Origin of the sequence: Bacillus sp. FJAT-14266 (assembly GCF_001719225.1) — a bacterium.
GTDB lineage: Bacteria > Bacillota > Bacilli > Bacillales > Bacillaceae > Bacillus > Bacillus subtilis.
In genome coordinates, this window is the sequence record NZ_CP017072.1 from 2249855 (window position 1) to 2269410 (window position 19556).

The following is a 19556-nucleotide window of genomic DNA, read 5'->3' on the forward strand; positions in this document are numbered from 1 at the left end:
GAAACAATACAAATCAATGATGACCTTCAAACTTGACATCATTTCCTCACGTGGTAACATTTTAAACGTGTGAAAATGCGAACAAAAAAGCGAACAAAGGAGATGTTACCGATCTTTGATCAAAAGAAAGTAGCCTTTATAGGAGCAGGATCTATGGCGGAAGGAATGATATCAGGTATCGTTCGTGCCAACAAAATCCCGGAACAAAACATCTGCGTTACAAACCGCAGCAATACAGAGCGATTAACTGAACTTGAACTTCAATATGGAATCAAAGGCGCCTTGCCGAACCAGCTATGTATTGAAGACATGGATGTACTCATTTTGGCAATGAAGCCAAAAGACGCCGAAAACGCTCTGTCATCACTAAAATCACGTATTCAACCCCATCAATTAATATTGTCGGTCCTTGCCGGCATAACCACCTCTTTTATTGAACAATCATTGCTTAATGAACAGCCGGTTGTCAGAGTGATGCCCAACACTTCCAGTATGATTGGCGCTTCTGCAACAGCTATTGCCCTTGGCAAATATGTGTCGGAAGACCTGAAGAAGCTGGCCGAAGCATTGCTCGGATGCATGGGCGAAGTCTATACAATCCAAGAAAATCAAATGGATATATTCACCGGAATTGCAGGCAGCGGCCCCGCGTATTTTTATTATTTAATGGAATTCATTGAAAAGACAGGCGAGGAAGCGGGCCTCGATAAACAGTTATCTCGAAGCATCGGCGCACAGACACTTTTAGGTGCCGCAAAAATGCTCATGGAAACAGGAGAACATCCTGAGATCTTAAGAGATAATATCACGTCACCTAACGGAACGACAGCAGCGGGGCTGCAAGCCTTGAAAAAAAGCGGCGGCGGAGAAGCGATTTCTCAAGCGATAAAGCATGCGGCTAAGCGTTCAAAGGAAATCAGCGAAGATATCGAAAAAACTGCAGCGCCGCTATCAGGAGTGATAAAGTGACGCCTGATACAAGCATGAAAAGAGTCGTTGTGAAGATTGGAAGCAGTTCATTAACAAGCCTTCATGGAGAAATCAGCATTCGTAAATTAGAAGCGCTGGTCGACCAGGTCGTCAAACTCAAAGACGCCGGTTATGAAGTGATTTTGGTTTCCTCAGGCGCAGTGGCGGCGGGATATCGGAAGCTCGGATTTATCCAAAGGCCCGAGAAGCTTCCAGAAAAACAAGCATCAGCTTCAATCGGCCAGGGATTGCTGATGGAGGCTTATTCAAAGCTGTTTTTGGCACACGGCTATGTCGCATCCCAAATTTTAATTACGAGAAGCGATTTTTCTGATGAATATCGATACAACAATGTCAGGAATACAATGAATGTACTGCTCGAGCGCGGCATCATCCCGATCATAAACGAAAATGACACAGTTACCGTCAATCGGCTCAAGTTTGGCGACAATGATACGCTCGCAGCAAAAGTCGCAGGATTGATTGATGCAGATATGCTTGTGATTTTATCAGATATCGACGGATTATATGACGGCAATCCGCGCACAAATCCAGAAGCGAAAAGGATACAGCGGGTGAGTGAAATAACACCTGACATCGAAGCATGCGCAGGTGACACTGGAAGCATCGTTGGCACCGGCGGCATGCGCTCTAAGCTTGATGCGTTTAAAATCGTAATGGCGTCTGGCATTAAAGGTTTCCTAGGTCAGGCAGATGTCGGCGATATTTTATATCACGCCGTTCATGAACAGGCGGAAGGCACCTATTTTGAAGCAGAAGGAACGCTTCCGTTGAATCAAAAGGAGCAATGGATCGCTTTTAATTCCGGTCCGGAAGGTGAAATGATTTTATCAGATGATTGTTCACGAAAAATAACAAACGGCCAATCGAGTTTATACCTAGACGGTGTACAGAAGATTAAAGGGAAATTTAAAAGCGGTTCAGTTGTTCGGCTAATGGATTCAAAAGGGACGGAAATCGGCCTTGGAATCGTCAATTACTCTTCTGTACAGCTTCAAGAACCGGAAAAGAACAAGGAACTGACAAACAGAGCTCTAATTGATCAAGAAGCCTTTGTTTGCCATGTGGATTTTTCTTTACCTGTAAATTAATTTGCAGAAAAAAACCCGAAGCTTCTATATAGAAGCTCGGGTTCATTTTTTTATTGATACTGCTCCAGCTTAGAGAAAAATTGAATGACAAACTCATAAAAATCATTCGCAGAAGGCGCAAGCTCTCTATTTTTCGGTTTAATGATTCCAACAGTCCGTTTTACTTGAGGGAACTCAATTGGAATTTTCACAGTAAAACGAGGTGTTGTTTCAGCAAAAGTACTTTCAGGCAGAAGGGTAACGCCCATTCCTGCGGACACTAACCCTTTGATAGCATCCAAATCCTCACCCTCCGTGGAAACGAGAGGAGCAAAGCCTGCTTGTTTGCAAGTATCAATTGCCATCTCTCTAAGTACAAATCCTTCCGGGAACAATACAAATTGGTCGTTGCGCAAATCGATTAAATGAACCGTTTTTTGTTTAGCAAGCGGATGATTTAATGGAACAAGCGCGTAAATTTTTTCAGTAAATAATATTTTTCCCGTTATGTCAGAGAAATTCGTCGGCACCGGTCCTAATAAGGCCAGATCAATATCGCGGTTTCTGACAGCTTCAATCAGAAACTTATAGGAGCCTTGGCGCAGCAAAAATTCGACGTGCGGATATTCTTCTTTAAACGCTGAAATGACAGTCGGCAAAAGCTGGCTGGCGAGGCTTGTAGGAAAGCCGATCTTTACCGTTCCGCGATGCGGGTCAAGATACTCATCAATTTGTTCTTTCGCATAATCAATGGCTTTCATCGCCGTTTTCACATGAATCAAAAATTCTTTTCCGATTGGCGTGAGTTTGATATTTCTCCCTTCACGCTCAAATAAGGTCACATTTAATTCTTCTTCAAGATTGGCAATTTGTCTGCTGATTGCTGATTGGGCCACATGCAAATGATCAGCGGCTTCTGAAACGTGTTCTCTTTCAGCCACCTCCATGAAATAACGCAGTTGGCGCAGCTCCATGTTTGTCTCACATCCATCTATCTCATTTTGAGATTCTTTTGATCTAAATTATATATTGTTTATATCGTTTTGAAAACCTACAATGATTATAGAGTTGTTAGATTTTATGACCGGTATTATCGGAAATTGATCGGGGGAGAGGAATTATGACGTACAATCAAATGCCAAAAGCTCAAGGTCTCTACCGTCCTGAATTTGAACATGATGCATGCGGAATCGGCCTATATGCACACTTAAAGGGCAAGCAGACTCACGACATTGTCAAACAAGGACTTAAGATGCTTTGCCAGCTAGATCATAGAGGAGGGCAAGGCAGTGATCCGGATACAGGAGACGGAGCCGGCTTACTGGTTCAAATCCCTGATGCTTTCTTTAGAAAAGAGTGCAAAGACATCAATCTGCCAGAAAAAGAACGTTACGGGGTAGGAATGGTCTTTTTCTCACAGAAAGAAGATGAAAGAAAAAAAATCGAAAAGCAAATCAATGCACTAATTGAACAAGAAGGCCAAGTCGTTCTTGGATGGAGAACTGTACCTGTAAATGTCGGAAAAATCGGAACAGTGGCGCAAAAAAGCTGTCCGTTTGTCCGTCAGGTATTTATCGGCGCAAGTTCTGATCTAAAGGACAATTTATCTTTTGAACGAAAATTGTATGTCATTCGTAAACAGGCTGAAAATTGGGGAGTAACGGAAGGTCTTGATTTTTATTTTGCCAGTCTTTCAAGCCAGACCATTGTTTACAAAGGCCTTTTAACACCTGAACAGGTTGATGCATTTTATTCTGATCTGCAAGACGAAGCATTCGTTTCTGCTTTTGCGCTTGTTCATTCACGCTTCAGTACCAATACATTCCCTACATGGGAAAGAGCGCATCCTAACCGCTATTTGGTTCACAACGGTGAAATTAACACCCTTCGCGGAAATATCAACTGGATGAGAGCACGTGAGCAGCAATTTGTTTCTGAAAGCTTCGGTGAGGACTTAAACAAGATTTTGCCGATTCTCAATGCTGATGGCAGTGACTCTTCCATTTTGGATAACGCATTTGAGTTTTTTGTGATGGCTGGACGCAAACCGGCACATACGGCAATGATGCTCATTCCAGAGCCTTGGACGGAAAATACGCATATGTCCAAGGAAAAAAGGGCGTTCTACGAGTACCATAGCTCCCTGATGGAGCCTTGGGACGGACCGACAGCTATTTCATTTACTGACGGTAAACAAATCGGGGCGATCCTTGACCGGAACGGTCTCCGTCCGGCCCGTTATTATGTCACAAAAGATGATTATATTATTTTCTCATCTGAAGTAGGCGTTATTGAAGTTGAACAGGAGAACGTTTTATATAAAAACCGCCTTGAGCCTGGGAAAATGCTTTTAATCGACCTGGAAGAAGGCCGTATTATCTCCGATGAGGAAGTCAAAACACAAATTGCAACTGAGTATCCGTACCAAAAATGGCTTGAAGAAGAGCTTGTACAAGTAAATCCTGATCCGGAGTCAAGAGAAGAAGAACAATTTAGTGATCTTCTTACTCGCCAGAAGGCATTCGGATACACATATGAGGATATCCAAAAGTATCTAATTCCTGTTATTAAAGAAGGCAAAGATCCCCTTGGTTCAATGGGGAATGACGCTCCGCTTGCTGTACTTTCTGACCGAGCGCAATCGCTGTTTAACTACTTTAAACAGCTGTTTGCACAAGTAACGAACCCGCCAATCGACGCGATTCGTGAGCAGCTTGTCACTTCAACGATGACTTGGCTCGGTGCGGAAGGCGATCTTCTTCATCCAAGTGAACGAAATGTTCGCCGGATTAAACTGTATACACCTGTTTTATCCAATGAACAGTTTTACGCATTGAAAACGATTGTTCATCCTGATTTAAAAAGCCAAAAAATTGATGTGCTGTTTTCAGAGGATCTTGAACGCGGTTTAAAGGACATGTTCACACAGGCAGAGAAAGCCATCAGCCAAGGCGTAAGTTTGTTAATTTTATCAGACAAAAAGATGAACGAACGACTGACACCAATTCCGCCGCTTCTGGCAGTAAGCGCGCTGCACCAGCACTTAATCCGCAAAGGGCTGCGTACGAAGGTCAGCATTATTGTGGAATCGGGAGAAGCACGTGAAGTGCATCACTTTGCAGCGTTAATCGGTTATGGCGCAGATGCGATTAACCCTTATCTCGCTTATGCGACCTACAAGCAGGAAATTGATGAAGGCCGTTTGGATATCAGCTATGAAGAAGCGGTCAGCAAATATGGAAAAAGCATTACTGAGGGCGTCGTAAAAGTGATGTCCAAGATGGGAATTTCAACTGTGCAAAGCTACAGAGGCGCCCAAATCTTTGAAGCGGTAGGAATCAGCCGCGATGTGATCGACCGCTATTTCACAGGTACGGCATCACAGCTAGGCGGCATCGATTTACAAACAATTGCAGAAGAGGCACAGCGCCGCCACCGGGAAGCGTATCAGGATGATTACAGCAAAACGCTTGAACCGGGAAGTGACTTCCAATGGAGAAATGGCGGAGAGCATCATGCGTTTAATCCGAAAACGATTCATACTTTGCAATGGGCGTGCCGCAGAAATGATTACAATCTGTTTAAACAGTATACAAAAGCGGCTGATGAAGAACGCATCGGATTTTTGCGGAACTTGTTCGCATTTGACGGAAACCGCAAGCCTTTGAAGTTGGAGGAGGTTGAATCCGCTGAATCGATTGTCAAACGTTTTAAAACGGGTGCGATGTCATTCGGGTCCTTGAGTAAGGAAGCGCACGAAGCTTTAGCAATCGCAATGAACCGTCTTGGAGGAAAAAGCAACAGCGGTGAAGGCGGAGAAGATCCCAAACGCTTTGTTCCAGATGAGAACGGCGATGATAGAAGAAGTGCGATCAAACAAATTGCATCCGGACGGTTTGGTGTCAAAAGCCATTACCTCGTCAATGCTGATGAACTGCAGATTAAAATGGCTCAAGGTGCTAAGCCGGGTGAAGGCGGGCAGCTTCCTGGCAACAAGGTATATCCATGGGTTGCCGATGTCCGCGGGTCAACGCCAGGTGTCGGATTAATCTCACCTCCGCCACACCATGACATTTATTCGATTGAGGATTTAGCCCAGCTGATCCACGATTTGAAAAATGCCAACCGTGACGCAAGAATCAGCGTAAAGCTGGTGTCAAAAGCAGGTGTAGGAACAATCGCTGCAGGTGTTGCCAAAGCGACTGCAGATGTCATTGTGATCAGCGGCTATGACGGAGGTACAGGCGCTTCTCCGAAAACCAGTATTAAACATACAGGGCTTCCGTGGGAGCTTGGCCTTGCAGAAGCACATCAAACACTAATGCTGAACGGACTTCGTGACCGTGTTGTATTAGAAACAGATGGAAAGCTTATGACGGGCCGCGACGTTGTGATGGCTGCCTTGCTCGGCGCCGAAGAATTTGGTTTTGCAACAGCTCCGTTAGTTGTACTCGGTTGTGTCATGATGCGTGCCTGCCATTTGGATACATGCCCTGTCGGTGTAGCGACACAAAATCCAGAGCTTCGCAAAAAGTTCATGGGAGATCCTGACCATATTGTGAACTATATGCTGTTCATTGCCGAAGAAGTTCGTGAGTACATGGCTGCGTTAGGCTTCAAGACATTTGATGAAATGATCGGCCGCACTGATGTACTTCATGTAAGTGAACGGGCGAAGGGGCACTGGAAAGCAGGCCAGCTTGATTTGTCTACCCTTCTTTATCAGCCTGAAGGGGTGCGGACATTCCAAGCTCCGCAAAATCATAAAATTGATCAATCGCTTGATATCACAACAATTCTCCCGGCTGTACAAGAAGCCATCGAATCTGGAAAAGAAGCTGATATTTCGATTGAAATCAATAATACAAATCGTGTAGCCGGAACGATAACCGGCAGTGAAATCTCAAAGCGTTACGGAGAAGAAGGTCTTCCTGAAGATACAATCAAGCTGCACTTTACCGGATCAGCCGGCCAAAGCTTTGGAGCTTTCGTTCCTAAAGGGATGACGCTTTATTTGGACGGAGACTCAAATGATTACGTCGGAAAAGGGCTTTCTGGCGGAAAAATCATCGTCAAGTCACCAGAAGGATTCAACTCTGCTTCGGATGACAATGTCATTATCGGCAACGTGGCTTTTTACGGCGCGACAAGCGGAGAAGCATATATTAACGGACGTGCTGGTGAACGCTTTGCCGTTCGAAACAGCGGTGTGAATGTAGTTGTAGAAGGTATTGGCGACCACGGCTGTGAATACATGACTGGCGGCAGCGTTGTCGTTCTCGGTGATGTAGGCAAAAACTTTGCGGCAGGTATGTCCGGCGGAATCGCTTATGTACTGGCCGAAGATGTCAAAGCGTTTAAACGCAAATGCAACCTTGAGATGATTTTATTTGAATCATTAGAGGATGAGAAAGAAATCCAGCAAATCAAAGCAATGCTTGAAAGACATACTGCGTATACAAACAGCCAAAAAGCAGAAGATCTGCTTGATCAATGGGAAGACAGTGTGAAGAAATTCGTCAAAGTCATTCCGAAAAACTATAAACAAATGCTCGCAAGCATCCAAGAGCAAAAAGCTGCAGGTTTATCAGATGAAGAAGCCATCATGTTCGCTTTTGAGGCCAACACGAAGCCAAAGCAGAATACAGCAGCATCGGGACAAAAACAAGCGGTAGTACAGTAAGGAAGGGGAGAGGAACATGGGGAAACCAACTGGATTTATGGAGATCAAACGAGAAAAACCTGCGGAGCGGGACCCTCTCACTCGCTTAAAGGATTGGAAAGAATATTCTGCTCCTTTTTCAGAAGAAGCATCGAAACGGCAAGGGGCGCGGTGCATGGATTGCGGTACACCGTTTTGCCAGATCGGTGCGGACATTAACGGATTTACATCCGGATGTCCGATTTACAACTTAATTCCTGAATGGAACGATCTTGTCTACCGGGGCAGATGGAAGGAAGCATTGGAACGTCTGTTGAAAACAAACAACTTTCCTGAATTCACAGGGCGGGTATGCCCCGCTCCTTGTGAAGGATCATGCACTTTAGCGATTTCAGATCCGGCCGTATCAATTAAAAACATCGAGCGGACCATTATCGATAAAGGATTTGAGAATGGCTGGATTCAACCTAGAATTCCAAAAAAACGAACAGGCAAAAAAGTCGCCATCGTCGGGTCGGGCCCAGCCGGACTGGCGAGTGCTGACCAGCTGAATCAAGCAGGGCATTCTGTCACTGTTTTTGAGCGCTCAGACAGAGCGGGCGGCCTTTTAACATACGGCATTCCAAACATGAAGCTTGAGAAGGGCATTGTAGAACGCCGAATTAAATTGCTGACGCAAGAGGGAATTGATTTTGTCACGAACACAGAAATCGGTGTTGACATTACAGCTGATGAGCTAAAGGAGCAATTTGATGCTGTGATCTTATGCACAGGCGCTCAAAAACAGCGGGACCTCTTAATTGAAGGACGCGACTCAAAAGGAGTCCATTACGCGATGGACTACCTGACACTTGCAACAAAAAGCTATTTAGATTCTAATTTTAAAGACAAGCAATTCATTGATGCCAAAGGGAAAGATGTCATCGTAATCGGAGGCGGAGATACAGGAGCTGACTGTGTGGCTACTGCTCTGCGTCAAAAAGCCAAAAGCGTGCACCAATTCGGCAAACACCCGAAACTTCCGCCAGCCCGCACGAATGACAATATGTGGCCTGAACAGCCACACGTCTTTACGCTTGAATATGCATACGAGGAAGCAGAAGCAAAATTCGGAAGAGATCCGAGAGAATACTCCATTCAAACGACAAAAATGGTTGCGGATAAAAACGGAAAGCTGAAAGAGCTTCATACCATCCAAATGGAAAAAGTGAAAAATGAGCATGGGAAATACGAGTTCCGCGAGCTGCCTGGAACGGAAAAAGTATGGCCTGCTCAGCTTGTCTTTATCGCTATCGGCTTTGAAGGCACAGAACAGCCGCTGTTGAAACAGTTCGGTGTTGATTCTGTAAATAACAAAATCAGTGCAGCATATGGGGATTATCAAACAAATATCGATGGTGTATTCGCCGCAGGGGATGCAAGAAGAGGCCAAAGCTTAATCGTATGGGCGATTAATGAAGGCCGAGAAGTGGCGCGTGAAGTGGATCGATATTTGATGGGGAGTTCAGTTCTTCCGTAAATAAAGGGGATTATCATATAAGAGAAACCGGTCTGGCTGCCAGCCGGTTTCTTTTTTTATTCCATTACGATCCCGATGTTTCCAAACTGTCTGCCTTCCTGCATTCTTTTATATGCTTCACATGCTTTTTCTAAAGGATATATCCGGTCAATTACAGGCCGCAGCTTATGTTTGTCAATGAAAGCGAGCATAGCTTGAAATTCCTCACCGCTTCCCATCGAGGTTCCCAAAACATTGACCTGAGGAAAGAATAGAGAACGCACCGGAAAACTGAGATTATCCCCTGAGCTTGCCCCAAAGCTGACAATACGGCCATTTGGTTTTACATGGCGGAAGTATTCCGAAAAGAGGGCAGGTCCTATGCTGTCAAGAACAACATCCGCCTTTTTTCCCTGCAACTGCTCATCCCAATTGCTGTAGCTGTCAAATGCGTAATCAGCACCTAATTTCAGCGCCTTTTTTCTTTTCTCCTCACTGCGGGAGGTCACGCTTACTGTTGCCCCAATCGCCTTAGCCATAAATAAAGCGTAGGTTGCCACACCGCTGCCGATGCCGGGTATCAATAGATGCTCGCCTTTTTTTAATTGCCCCTTTGTAAACAGAGCCCGATATGCAGTTAAAGCGGATAAAGGTAAAACGCCCGCTTCTTCCCATGATAAATAAGCAGGTTTTTTGATTGCATTTTGTGAAGGAATGATCACATATTCAGCAAGTGTTCCGTCCGAAGGACCTCCCAGAATCTCAGGTACAGGTGGTACATTCTCTGTCAAATCCCAGTTCAATGTCGGGAAAATGACTACTTCTGTCTGAACAGTAACATTTTTCACGCCTTCACCAATCTCTTCGATGATACCCGCGCCGTCAGAACCCAGTATCATGTGAGGATCTTGTTCAGATTTGTTTTTCATAAGAAACAAGTCACGATGATTCAGGCCTGCAGATTTTAATTTAACCTTTACCTCTCCGTATCCAGGCTTTGTTGATGGAACGTCCTGAACTGATAACCCCAGAAGACCGGCTTTTCCGTTGTGAATTACAGCTTTCATGCTGTCTGCCTCCTCATTGAATTGTATTTTCATATCTTTACATATTTTACATAGCGGTTTTCTTCGAGTAAAATGAACAAATATGATAGCCAATATCACTTTTCATCATAGCAAGCAGGTGAGAGCGCGTGGAAAGCGGAGATTTAAAAATTTTTCAGGCTGTTGCTCGCGAAGGAAGCATAACGAAAGCAGCCCAAATGCTGAATTATGTTCAGTCGAATGTGACAGCCAGAGTGCATAACCTTGAGGAAGATTTGAATATCAGGCTTTTTCATCGAACGAATCGGGGAATGAAGCTTACTGCTGCAGGAGAAAATCTTTTACAATATGCAGATCAAGTATTATCGCTGTTAGACCAAGCTGAAAAATCGACCCGAATGAGCAGGCAACCAAAAGGGCCTTTGCGGATCGGATCACTGGAAACGACGGCGGTAACGCATCTGCCTGAGCATGCAGCATCCTTCCTCAGGCGTTTTCCTGAAGTGGATTTATCAGTGAACACAGCTGATACGCATCATTTGATTCAACAGGTTCTTGATCATAAAGTTGATGGCGCTTTTGTATATGGGCCGGTTGAACACGCTGCAGTTAGACAACTCCATGTCTCCCATGATGAATTAGTTTTGATTTCATCACGAGAAGGGACGGCAGAAGACATGCTTCAGCAGCCGATGCTCTTTTTTGGGGCTGGCTGTTCTCATCGTGACAGGGTCAAAAGATTACTAGAGGAAGCAGGCATACACAATCAAAAAATCATAGAGTTTGGCACATTGGAGGCTATTATAAAAGGTGTTTCCGCCGGGATGGGTACGGCGCTGCTCCCAAAGTCCGCTGTTGACTGCTCCGAGCATCGTACAAATGTATGGATTCATCAGCTGCCACCAGCATATCAAGACTTAGAGATCGTCTTTATATACAGGAAAGACTTTTTTATTACGAGTGCGTTTCAGACATTTCTTGATGAGATAAACGAAATGAAAAGATGAAGATAGACGTGCATTAGCAGAATAAAGATTTTGTCAAAGAAGCAGTCATCATATTCTGTCATTTTGGATTGCAATCAGGGATACAGAGCATCAGCAATGCCCGTTGTTATTAAAGATCTGCATGAAAAAACTGTACTCATTTGAAGCGAGTACAGTTTTTTTATTTATTTACGTTTTAAATTAATGCCGATCGCCGCTCCGTTTCTGCTTGAATCAGCTACACCTTTAAAGGTGCCGTTTTCATGGTCGATCGATATGCTTTGCACGTTTCCGATATCCACCGGACTTGTGCCGAATTTGTGGCCCATCCCGATTAGCTTGCTGAGGACATCTTTAGGAACTCCGTCTTCGTAACGGTAAGAGCTCATGCTGTTTGTGTAAATTCTCGGCTCTTCAACAGCTGCTTTTAATTCCATACCATATTCAATGTGGTAGAGAATGGTTTGCAAAACGGATGAAATAATTGTCGCCCCGCCAGGAGATCCAACCGTGAGGACAGGCTTGTCATCCTTAAATAAAATCGTCGGGGTCATGCTGCTTAAAGGCCGTTTGTTTGGCTGTACTTCGTTAGCTCCGCCTGGTATCGCATCAAAATCCGTTAATTCATTGTTTAAAATAACACCGTAATCAGGGACCATAATACCCGTTCCGAATAGCTGTTCGATTGTTGTTGTGTAAGAAACAACATTTCCCCATCGATCAGCAACTGTAAAGTGGGTTGTTTGGCCTTCTACTTTGTCTTTCGGCTGTTCAACTTGTTTATAGTTTGCTGATCCTTCTTGGTATTTCCAAGGGTCACCGGCTTTCGGTTTTTTATTCACTTGATCTAGGTTGATTAATTGCTGGCGTTCTTTAATATAATCGGGATGAAGCAGGCCTTTGAGAGGAACATTTACAAATTCGGGATCACCTGCGTAAGACGCACGGTCGGCATATGACAAATGCATCGTTTCAGCAAGCAGCTGATATTTTTCCCATGAGCGGACATCATATTGTGAAAGGTTAAAATCATCAAGGATTTTCAGCATTTGCAATAAGAAAATACCGCCGGAGCTTGGAGGAGGAGTAGTAGCGATTTGATAGCCTTGATAGTCTCCCCAAATCGGTTCATCAATTGTAATGTCGTAATTTTCTAAATCTTTTTCTGTCATTGATCCGCCGAAATCCTGGACAGTGTCAGAAAGCGTCTTGGCGAATTTTCCTTTATAAAAAGCGTCAGTGCCTTTGGAGCGAATAAGCTTAAATGTTTTAGCCAAATCCTTTTGAATAAGGGTATCTCCTTCTTTAAGCGGTTCGCCATTTGGTAAAAATACATCTTTTGCGGCAGTCCGTGAAAGTTTTTCCTGATAATCAGAAATGGCATCTGCCAACACCGAATCAATCGGAAAGCCTTTTTCAGCGAGTTTAATAGAAGGGGTAATTAATTGCTTCATCGAACGGGTTCCCCATTTATCCAAGGCTTCTTCCAGCCCTTTCAGAGTGCCTGGAACACCAACGGCAGTACCTTTTGTTACACGTTCAGAGAAAGGAATTGCTTTGCCGTTTTCGTCCAGAAACATATCAGGAGTTGCGCCTGCTGGAGCACGCTCACGGCTGTCGATTATCGTTGTATCCTTCGTTTTTCCGTCATACACCATCATAAAACCGCCGCCGCCAATACCTGACATCATCGGCTCTGTTACATTGAGTGCAAATTGAATGGCAACCGCTGCGTCAATAGCATTTCCTCCTTTTTTCAGCACATCAGCACCGATTTCAGAAGCAAGAGGATGTGCGGTGGCAACCATGCCGTCTTTTCCAACATCTACTTGTTTGTACTCATCGTAGCTTTTGGGCGGTTTTTTAGCTTCCGCGTGAAAAGGGACACTTCCAGCGACTAACAGAACACTAAGCAGAGCTGTTAAACAGACGTTCCACGTTCTTTTCATGTTCTCCCTCCTATATGAAGCTGTATTGTTACAATCTTAGCGTAAAAAAATTACAGCGTTTTCACAAGTGACAAATGGTATATTATATAGTACATAAAGCCGTTTTTCTGTGCAAAATTGATTATATTGATATGAGCCATGTGCTATATTAGAATCAGCATACGGATTAAGAAGGGACTGCTATATGTATTTAACGATTGAAGAAACAGCAGAATATACAAATCTTTCAGAGGATTATATTAAAAGCTTGGTGCTCGAAGGAAGAATCAGAGCCGTTCATGACGGGGAGCAATTTTTGATTTATAAGGAGCAGTTCAAAACGCATCTCGAACAGCTGGAGAATTACAAAGCACTTGTGCAGGAAATATTAAATGAACCAATCCCGGAAGATATTGATGTAAAGGATGAGGATTAGGACACAATTTGAAATTGTGTCTTTTTTTGTATGTTTTTGCGGAAGCTCCATAAAATTGGGAGCGTCAGATTTCGTTTTAAGAGGATTTTCGAGGAATGGCAGGGGGATAAGTATCCAAGATGTTAAAAGCTTAATAAGAGGCTTTAAAGCTTATTTAATAGGGTGAAGGTTGGAAGAAGCTTTTTTAAAAGCTTATGTAACACTATGTATATTATGTTACATAAATGCCGCCGCACTTTGACATTCAACGTTTTTCAGCTATAATAGTAACATAGACCTCAAAACGTTACATAACGGTTTTTAAGGAGTTTTTTGATGCATATTGTACAGCCGATTCGCAGTCTAGAGAAAATCCAAGAAGTCAAACAGTATTTGCTTAACAAAAACAAGCGGGATTATTTTCTGTTTATTTTCGGCATCAACAGCGCGCTCCGCATTTCTGATATTCTGCCGCTGCAAGTGAAGGACGTTCAAAATAAAGATCATTTATGGGCGACTGAAAGCAAAACGAAAAAGAAAAGAAAGATTCTTATTTTAGAATCGCTGAAACAGGAAATATACGAGTATACGAAAGACATGAAGGAAAACGAATATCTTTTTAAATCAGTGCGGACCAGGAAGCCGATTTCCCGCATTCAGGCCTACAGAATTTTAAGAGAGGCCGCTGCGGCGTGCGGACTTGAGGAGATAGGGACGCATACACTCCGGAAAACGTTTGGCTATCATTTTTATCAGCGAACGAAAGACATCGCCGAGCTGCAGAGAATACTGAATCATTCATCACCATCAATTACAATGCGGTATATCGGTATTGATGAAGATACGACAAGAGCCGCATATAAGGTTTTTGGAGGGCTTTAATACAAATCGCTTGAAAATATTGATCATCAGAGCTACTATATAAATACCAAAAGCTCTAGTAGCACAGCGGATAGTGCAGCAGTTTCCTAAACTGCAGGTCGGGAGTTCGAATCTCTCCTAGAGCGTTATATTCACAAAAAGACAACAGGCACTTTTCGCCTGTTGTCTTTCTTTATGCAGACCAAATAAAAAACGCCCGCTTATACCGGGCGTTATTCTTATATAACTGCGTCAAATTGATTGACTTTCCATTTTTTATTTTCTTTCACAAATGTCACTTTCCGTTTTGCAGAAGGGGATCCATCTAATGTAGGGACGGTAAATTCGTATGTGATTGTGCTGCCTTTTTTAGAGATCAGTTTAGCAGTTGATTTTTTCCAATTCAAAAGATTGTCTCCGTCACCGATTGGAACAGCAAGTTTTCCTTTTGAAACAGTGAAATGATAATCTTTAAAGCCTTTTTCGATTGCTGTTTTTGTAAAAATAGGAGTTAAATAATTCACCGCTTTTGCTTTAGTGCCTAGATCGCTGCACATGTATACATATTGAAGATTTTGATACTCGAATGTGCCTGATGGGCAAACTGCTTTTTTCACCTTCGGATTGTGGCCGCTCATGGTGTTCCAAAAATGTTCTCTAGCGGATAATGCCAACTGTAATGCTTGTTTTTGTGATAAATCGCCTGATGTATTTTTCGCAAATGCATTTGTGCTTAATGACAGAATAAGTGCAATGGTTGTTAGAAATAGAAGACATTTTTTCATTATCGCTCTCTCCTTCAAAATCTCTTTCTCTTATGTTACAAATGTTACAATAATTACGGATAGATTACAATACTTTTGCATAAATTATTTTTTATTCTTTTACTCACAAAAAATACGCCATTACTTGCTAGTTTATTCTTCATAAGCTAAAAAGATGTGTAAAATTAGAAGAATCGGGAAGGGTTTCATATGTGCAGTGATGAATAATAACATGTTACATATCCTGTTTTTGTCAAAAAGAGGGCATGTTTAAAAACGATTTCAAATAAAGGAGTCCTTTAATATGGAAACATCACAAGAACCTCTTGTAACTCAAAAGAAAAGCAAACCATCAGTTTGGCGGTCGATGTCACTCTTTTTAGTGCCGCTTCTGCTGAGCAATGTGCTGCAATCAGTCGGCCAGCTAGTCGGGATGATGGCTGTAGGCAGATGGCTCGGTGTTGATGCAGTGGCAGCTGTATCATCCTTTTTCCCGTTATTTTTTCTTTTAATCTCATTTACAATTGGGATCGGTTCAGGAAGTTCGATTCTGATCGGACAAGCTTACGGAGCGAAAAATGAGGAACGGCTAAAGGCTGTTGTCGGGACGACGCTCACGTTTACATTTTTATTAGGCGTTGTGTTAGCCGTTATCGGCAGTATTTTCACCCTGGATATCCTTCGTTTAATGGGAACACCTGAAAATGTCATTCATGTCAGCGCTAACTATGCACGTATTTTATTTTATGCTATGCCATTTATGTTTTTATATTTTGCATATACTACCTTTTTGCGCGGAACAGGAGATTCCAAGACACCGTTTTATACGCTGATTGTGAGCACGGTCATCAACATCGCGCTTTTGCCTGTTTTAATCCTTGGCATGTTTGGTTTTCCGAAACTGGGCATATACGGCTCGGCATATGCAACTGTCATTTCCACGATTGCGACTTTTCTCGTGTTAATGGTGTATTTACGAAAGCGAAAACACCCGCTGCAATTTGATAAAACAGTGCGTCGTTATTTGAAAATGGATAAGGAACTGCTGGTTCTCCTGCTGCGTCTTGGGGTCCCAGCAAGCATCAATATGATTCTTGTCTCATTATCAGAGATAGCGGTTATTTCATTCGTCAATCATTACGGCTCTAATGCAACAGCTGCATACGGAGTGGTCAACCAGGTGGCCAGCTATGTACAGATGCCGGCCGTCAGCCTTGGTATTGCGGTTTCTATTTTCGCTGCGCAATCGATTGGGGCAAACGAGTTTGACCGCTTAAAGCAGGTCATTCGCGTGGGGATTTGGCTGAATTATATCATTGGCGGCGTACTGATCATACTGATCTATGTTTTTTCACATCAGATTTTGTCGTTATTTTTAACCGAGCAAGAGACGCTTTACATTGCACACCGTCTTTTGATGATTACATTGTGGAGTTATTTGCTGTTTGGAAATGCCCAAATTATTTCTGCAACGATGCGGGCAAGCGGAACAGTTTTATGGCCGACCGTCATCAGTATTTTTGCAATCTGGGGAGTAGAGGTGCCTGTCGCTTTCGTCCTTTCTCACTATACAAAGCTTGAAATACTCGGCGTCTGGGTTGGTTATCCAGCTGCGTTTGCCGTCAGCTTGCTGTTGATTTATGGGTATTATCAATTCGTCTGGAAAAAGAAACAAATCACACGTCTCATCCAATAGCCTCCGAATCACACCGTTCATAAGTTTGAACGGTGTTTTTTTATTTGATAGGGGAAAATATAAAATGGAGGAAATATGGTACAGTACATTGAATTCTTATACTAGCAATGAATCAAGGAGAGGTTGAGTAAACATGGCAAACTTTATTGAGAAAATCACGTATTTGGGAACGCCGGCCATCAAAGCGGGCAACGAATATCTAGAAATGATTGTTGTCCCTGAGTGGGGGAGCAACGTCATTTCTCTCGTGGACAAAACAACAAAAGTCCAGCTTTTGCGTGAACCGGAAACAGCAGAAAGTTTTCACGACACACCAACATTGTATGGCATTCCAATCCTGTTCCCGCCTAACCGCATAAGTGACGGTACATTCAGTTTCCGGGGCAGAACGTATCATTTTGATATCAACGAGAAGGATAAACACAACCATCTTCATGGGTTTCTTTACCATGAAAAGTGGAACGTAGTGACCGCGAAGAAAACTGATGAAGAAGTGATTGTTGAAACAGAAATTGATCTTTCTGGGCTCCCCCATGTGTATAAGCAATTTCCTCACCATGCCGTCGTTCGGATGACATACACGGTAAAGGGGAATACTCTATTTAAACATGCGACGGTCATGAACAAAGGAAAGGAAGCGTTTCCTTGGGGAATTGGTTATCATACTACATTTGTGTTTCCGGCAGAAAGCTCGTTATTCTCCCTGACAGCAGATCAGCAATGGGAGTTGGATGAACGCCTGCTGCCGACCGGGAAACTGATGGATGTACCGAATAAAGAAGCTTTGCATGAAGGAATGGATTTGCGCCACAAGCAGCTGGATGATGTCTTTTTATCTTCTTATCAGAAGAGGGGCGGAGAAAACCAGGCAGTCATTTATCATCAGCATGCACATATCAGCATTATTTATAAGGCAGATGAACAGTTTAAACATTGGGTTGTATACAATGCGGACGGAAAACAAGGGTACTTATGCCCTGAACCTTACACATGGGTGACAAACGCTGTGAATCTTGATTTACCTTCGTCACTCACTGGTTTACAAGTGCTGGAGCCGGGAGAAGAAACGACAGCTAAAAGCAGTATCACCATTGAACTGAATCATCAATAGCCAATGATGAAGCGCAGAGAGGCGGGGAAATTAATGAAAAAAAGCATAAAGCTTTATGTTGCTGTTTTACTGCTTTTCGTCGTTGCTTCGGTGCCTTATATGCATCAGGCTGCGCTTGCCGCTGAAAAACAAGATGCACTTTCCGGGCAGATCGATAAGATTTTAGCTGATCATCCTGCCCTCGAAGGCGCAATGGCCGGCATCACCGTTCGCTCTGCGGAAACAGGTGCTGTTCTATATGAACATTCAGGAGAAACCCGAATGAGGCCTGCCTCTTCTCTAAAGCTTTTGACAGCGGCCGCGGCACTTTCTGTCCTTGGCGAGAACTATTCTTTTACAACCGAGGTCCGGACGGATGGAACACTGAAAGGGAAAAAGCTGAATGGTAACCTTTATTTGAAAGGGAAAGGCGATCCGACACTTTTACCATCTGATTTTGACAAAATGGCTGAGAAATTGAAACATTCCGGCGTAAAAGTAATTAAAGGCAATCTGATCGGTGATGATACGTGGCATGATGACATGCGATTATCACCTGATATGCCTTGGAGCGATGAATACACATATTATGGCGCGCCAATCTCCGCTCTAACAGCGTCTCCGAATGAAGACTATGATGCAGGCACTGTGATTGTTGAGGTCACCCCAAATCAAAAAGAAGGGGAAGAGCCTGCCGTGTCTGTCTCTCCGAAAACCGATTATATAACGATAAAGAACGATGCTAAAACGACTGCTGCCGGTTCAGAGAAAGACCTCACAATCGAAAGAGAACATGGAACAAACACGATTATAATTGAAGGGAGCGTACCGGTTGACGCAAACAAGACAAAGGAATGGATTTCTGTCTGGGAGCCTGCCGGATATGCCTTAGATTTATTTAAGCAGTCACTAAAAAAACAAGGTATTACTGTGAAAGGGGACATCAAGACGGGTGAAGCACCTAGTTCTTCAGATGTGCTGCTCTCTCATCGCTCAATGCCTTTATCGAAACTTTTTGTGCCGTTCATGAAATTAAGTAATAACGGACATGCCGAAGTGCTCGTAAAAGAGATGGGGAAAGTGAAAAAAGGAGAAGGGAGCTGGGAAAAGGGGCTCGAAGTGTTAAACAGTACGCTTCCGGAATTTGGTGTTGATTCTAAATCACTCGTCTTAAGGGACGGATCAGGAATCTCACATATTGATGCTGTATCCTCAGATCAACTTTCACAGCTGTTATATGACATTCAGGATCAGAGTTGGTTCTCGGCTTATCTAAATTCTTTACCTGTTGCGGGCAATCCTGACAGAATGGTGGGCGGAACGCTGAGAAACCGCATGAAAGGCACTCCTGCACAAGGAAAAGTAAGAGCAAAAACCGGATCGCTCAGTACGGTAAGCTCTCTATCGGGGTACGCAGAAACAAAGAGCGGAAAAAAACTTGTTTTCTCTATTCTTCTAAATGGATTGATTGATGAAGAGGATGGAAAAGATATTGAGGATCAAATCGCTGTCATTTTGGCGAATCAATAATAGCGGCAGACCTGTTTTCC

14 protein-coding genes and 1 tRNA gene are annotated in these 19556 nt (G+C 43.4%); 11 read left to right on the plus strand and 4 right to left on the minus strand.

The annotated features are described in order from the left end of the window. Positions 1-75 precede the first annotated feature (75 nt). On the plus strand, positions 76-969 hold the full coding sequence (gene proC, locus BGM23_RS12045; protein ID WP_080282470.1) for a pyrroline-5-carboxylate reductase: 894 nt from the start codon (positions 76-78) through the stop codon (positions 967-969). Beyond that, positions 966-2081 (plus strand): glutamate 5-kinase, encoded by a 1116-nt coding sequence (proB, locus tag BGM23_RS12050; protein WP_015714042.1) that lies wholly within the window; start codon positions 966-968, stop codon positions 2079-2081. Before proC ends, proB begins: the two co-directional genes overlap by 4 nt. A 50-nt stretch (positions 2082-2131) precedes the next feature. On the opposite strand, the gene gltC is transcribed toward proB, so the two are convergent. After that, a complete protein-coding gene (gene gltC / locus BGM23_RS12055) occupies positions 2132-3034 on the minus strand; it encodes a glutamate biosynthesis transcriptional regulator GltC (protein ID WP_004399246.1) in 903 nt (300 codons plus the stop codon). Between the two features lie 146 nt (positions 3035-3180). On the opposite strand from gltC, the gene gltB reads away from it, so the two are divergent. Then, entirely contained in the window at positions 3181-7743 is a 4563-nt protein-coding gene (gltB, locus tag BGM23_RS12060) for a glutamate synthase large subunit (protein WP_029727234.1), read from the plus strand. 16 nt (positions 7744-7759) lie between these two features. Further along, the gene (gene gltD, locus BGM23_RS12065; protein WP_014479972.1) at positions 7760-9241 is read left to right on the plus strand and encodes a glutamate synthase small subunit; all 1482 of its coding nucleotides are present in this window, start codon (positions 7760-7762) and stop codon (positions 9239-9241) included. 56 nt (positions 9242-9297) lie between these two features. Here the strand turns inward: gltD and BGM23_RS12070 are convergent, their stop codons facing one another. Beyond that, positions 9298-10287 (minus strand): zinc-binding dehydrogenase, encoded by a 990-nt coding sequence (locus BGM23_RS12070; RefSeq protein ID WP_014479971.1) that lies wholly within the window; start codon positions 10285-10287, stop codon positions 9298-9300. Between the two features lie 128 nt (positions 10288-10415). On the opposite strand from BGM23_RS12070, the gene yofA reads away from it, so the two are divergent. Continuing rightward, a complete protein-coding gene (gene yofA, locus BGM23_RS12075; protein WP_029727235.1) occupies positions 10416-11273 on the plus strand; it encodes a LysR family transcriptional regulator YofA in 858 nt (285 codons plus the stop codon). Between the two features lie 164 nt (positions 11274-11437). Here the strand turns inward: yofA and ggt are convergent, their stop codons facing one another. Further along, entirely contained in the window at positions 11438-13201 is a 1764-nt protein-coding gene (ggt, locus tag BGM23_RS12080; protein ID WP_029727236.1) for a gamma-glutamyltransferase, read from the minus strand. A gap of 184 nt (positions 13202-13385) precedes the next feature. Here ggt and BGM23_RS12085 point away from each other — a divergent pair, with 184 nt between their 5' ends. The 3 genes from BGM23_RS12085 to BGM23_RS12095 all read left to right on the plus strand — a co-directional run bounded on the left by BGM23_RS12085 (position 13386) and on the right by BGM23_RS12095 (position 14602). After that, entirely contained in the window at positions 13386-13616 is a 231-nt protein-coding gene (locus BGM23_RS12085; protein ID WP_029727237.1) for an excisionase family DNA-binding protein, read from the plus strand. A gap of 315 nt (positions 13617-13931) precedes the next feature. Continuing rightward, positions 13932-14477 (plus strand): site-specific integrase, encoded by a 546-nt coding sequence (locus BGM23_RS12090; RefSeq protein WP_003231473.1) that lies wholly within the window; start codon positions 13932-13934, stop codon positions 14475-14477. Positions 14478-14529: 52 nt separating this feature from the next. After that, positions 14530-14602: transfer RNA gene (locus BGM23_RS12095), tRNA-Arg, on the plus strand. Positions 14603-14695: 93 nt separating this feature from the next. Here the strand turns inward: BGM23_RS12095 and iseA are convergent. Beyond that, a complete protein-coding gene (iseA, locus tag BGM23_RS12100) occupies positions 14696-15241 on the minus strand; it encodes a DL-endopeptidase inhibitor IseA (protein WP_004399558.1) in 546 nt (181 codons plus the stop codon). A 283-nt stretch (positions 15242-15524) separates the two neighbouring features. On the opposite strand from iseA, the gene BGM23_RS12105 reads away from it, so the two are divergent. The 3 genes from BGM23_RS12105 to dacB all read left to right on the plus strand — a co-directional run bounded on the left by BGM23_RS12105 (position 15525) and on the right by dacB (position 19536). Continuing rightward, positions 15525-16916 carry an MATE family efflux transporter gene (locus BGM23_RS12105; RefSeq protein ID WP_004399508.1) on the plus strand — a complete coding sequence of 464 codons (1392 nt, stop codon included), beginning with the start codon at positions 15525-15527 and terminating at the stop codon, positions 16914-16916. Between the two features lie 133 nt (positions 16917-17049). Then, positions 17050-18027, plus strand: a complete 978-nt coding sequence (gene galM / locus BGM23_RS12110; protein ID WP_046663270.1) for an aldose 1-epimerase — start codon at positions 17050-17052, stop codon at positions 18025-18027. A gap of 33 nt (positions 18028-18060) precedes the next feature. After that, positions 18061-19536, plus strand: coding sequence for a D-alanyl-D-alanine carboxypeptidase/D-alanyl-D-alanine endopeptidase (dacB, locus tag BGM23_RS12115; RefSeq protein WP_046663268.1), 1476 nt, complete (start codon positions 18061-18063; stop codon positions 19534-19536). Positions 19537-19556 lie beyond the last annotated feature (20 nt).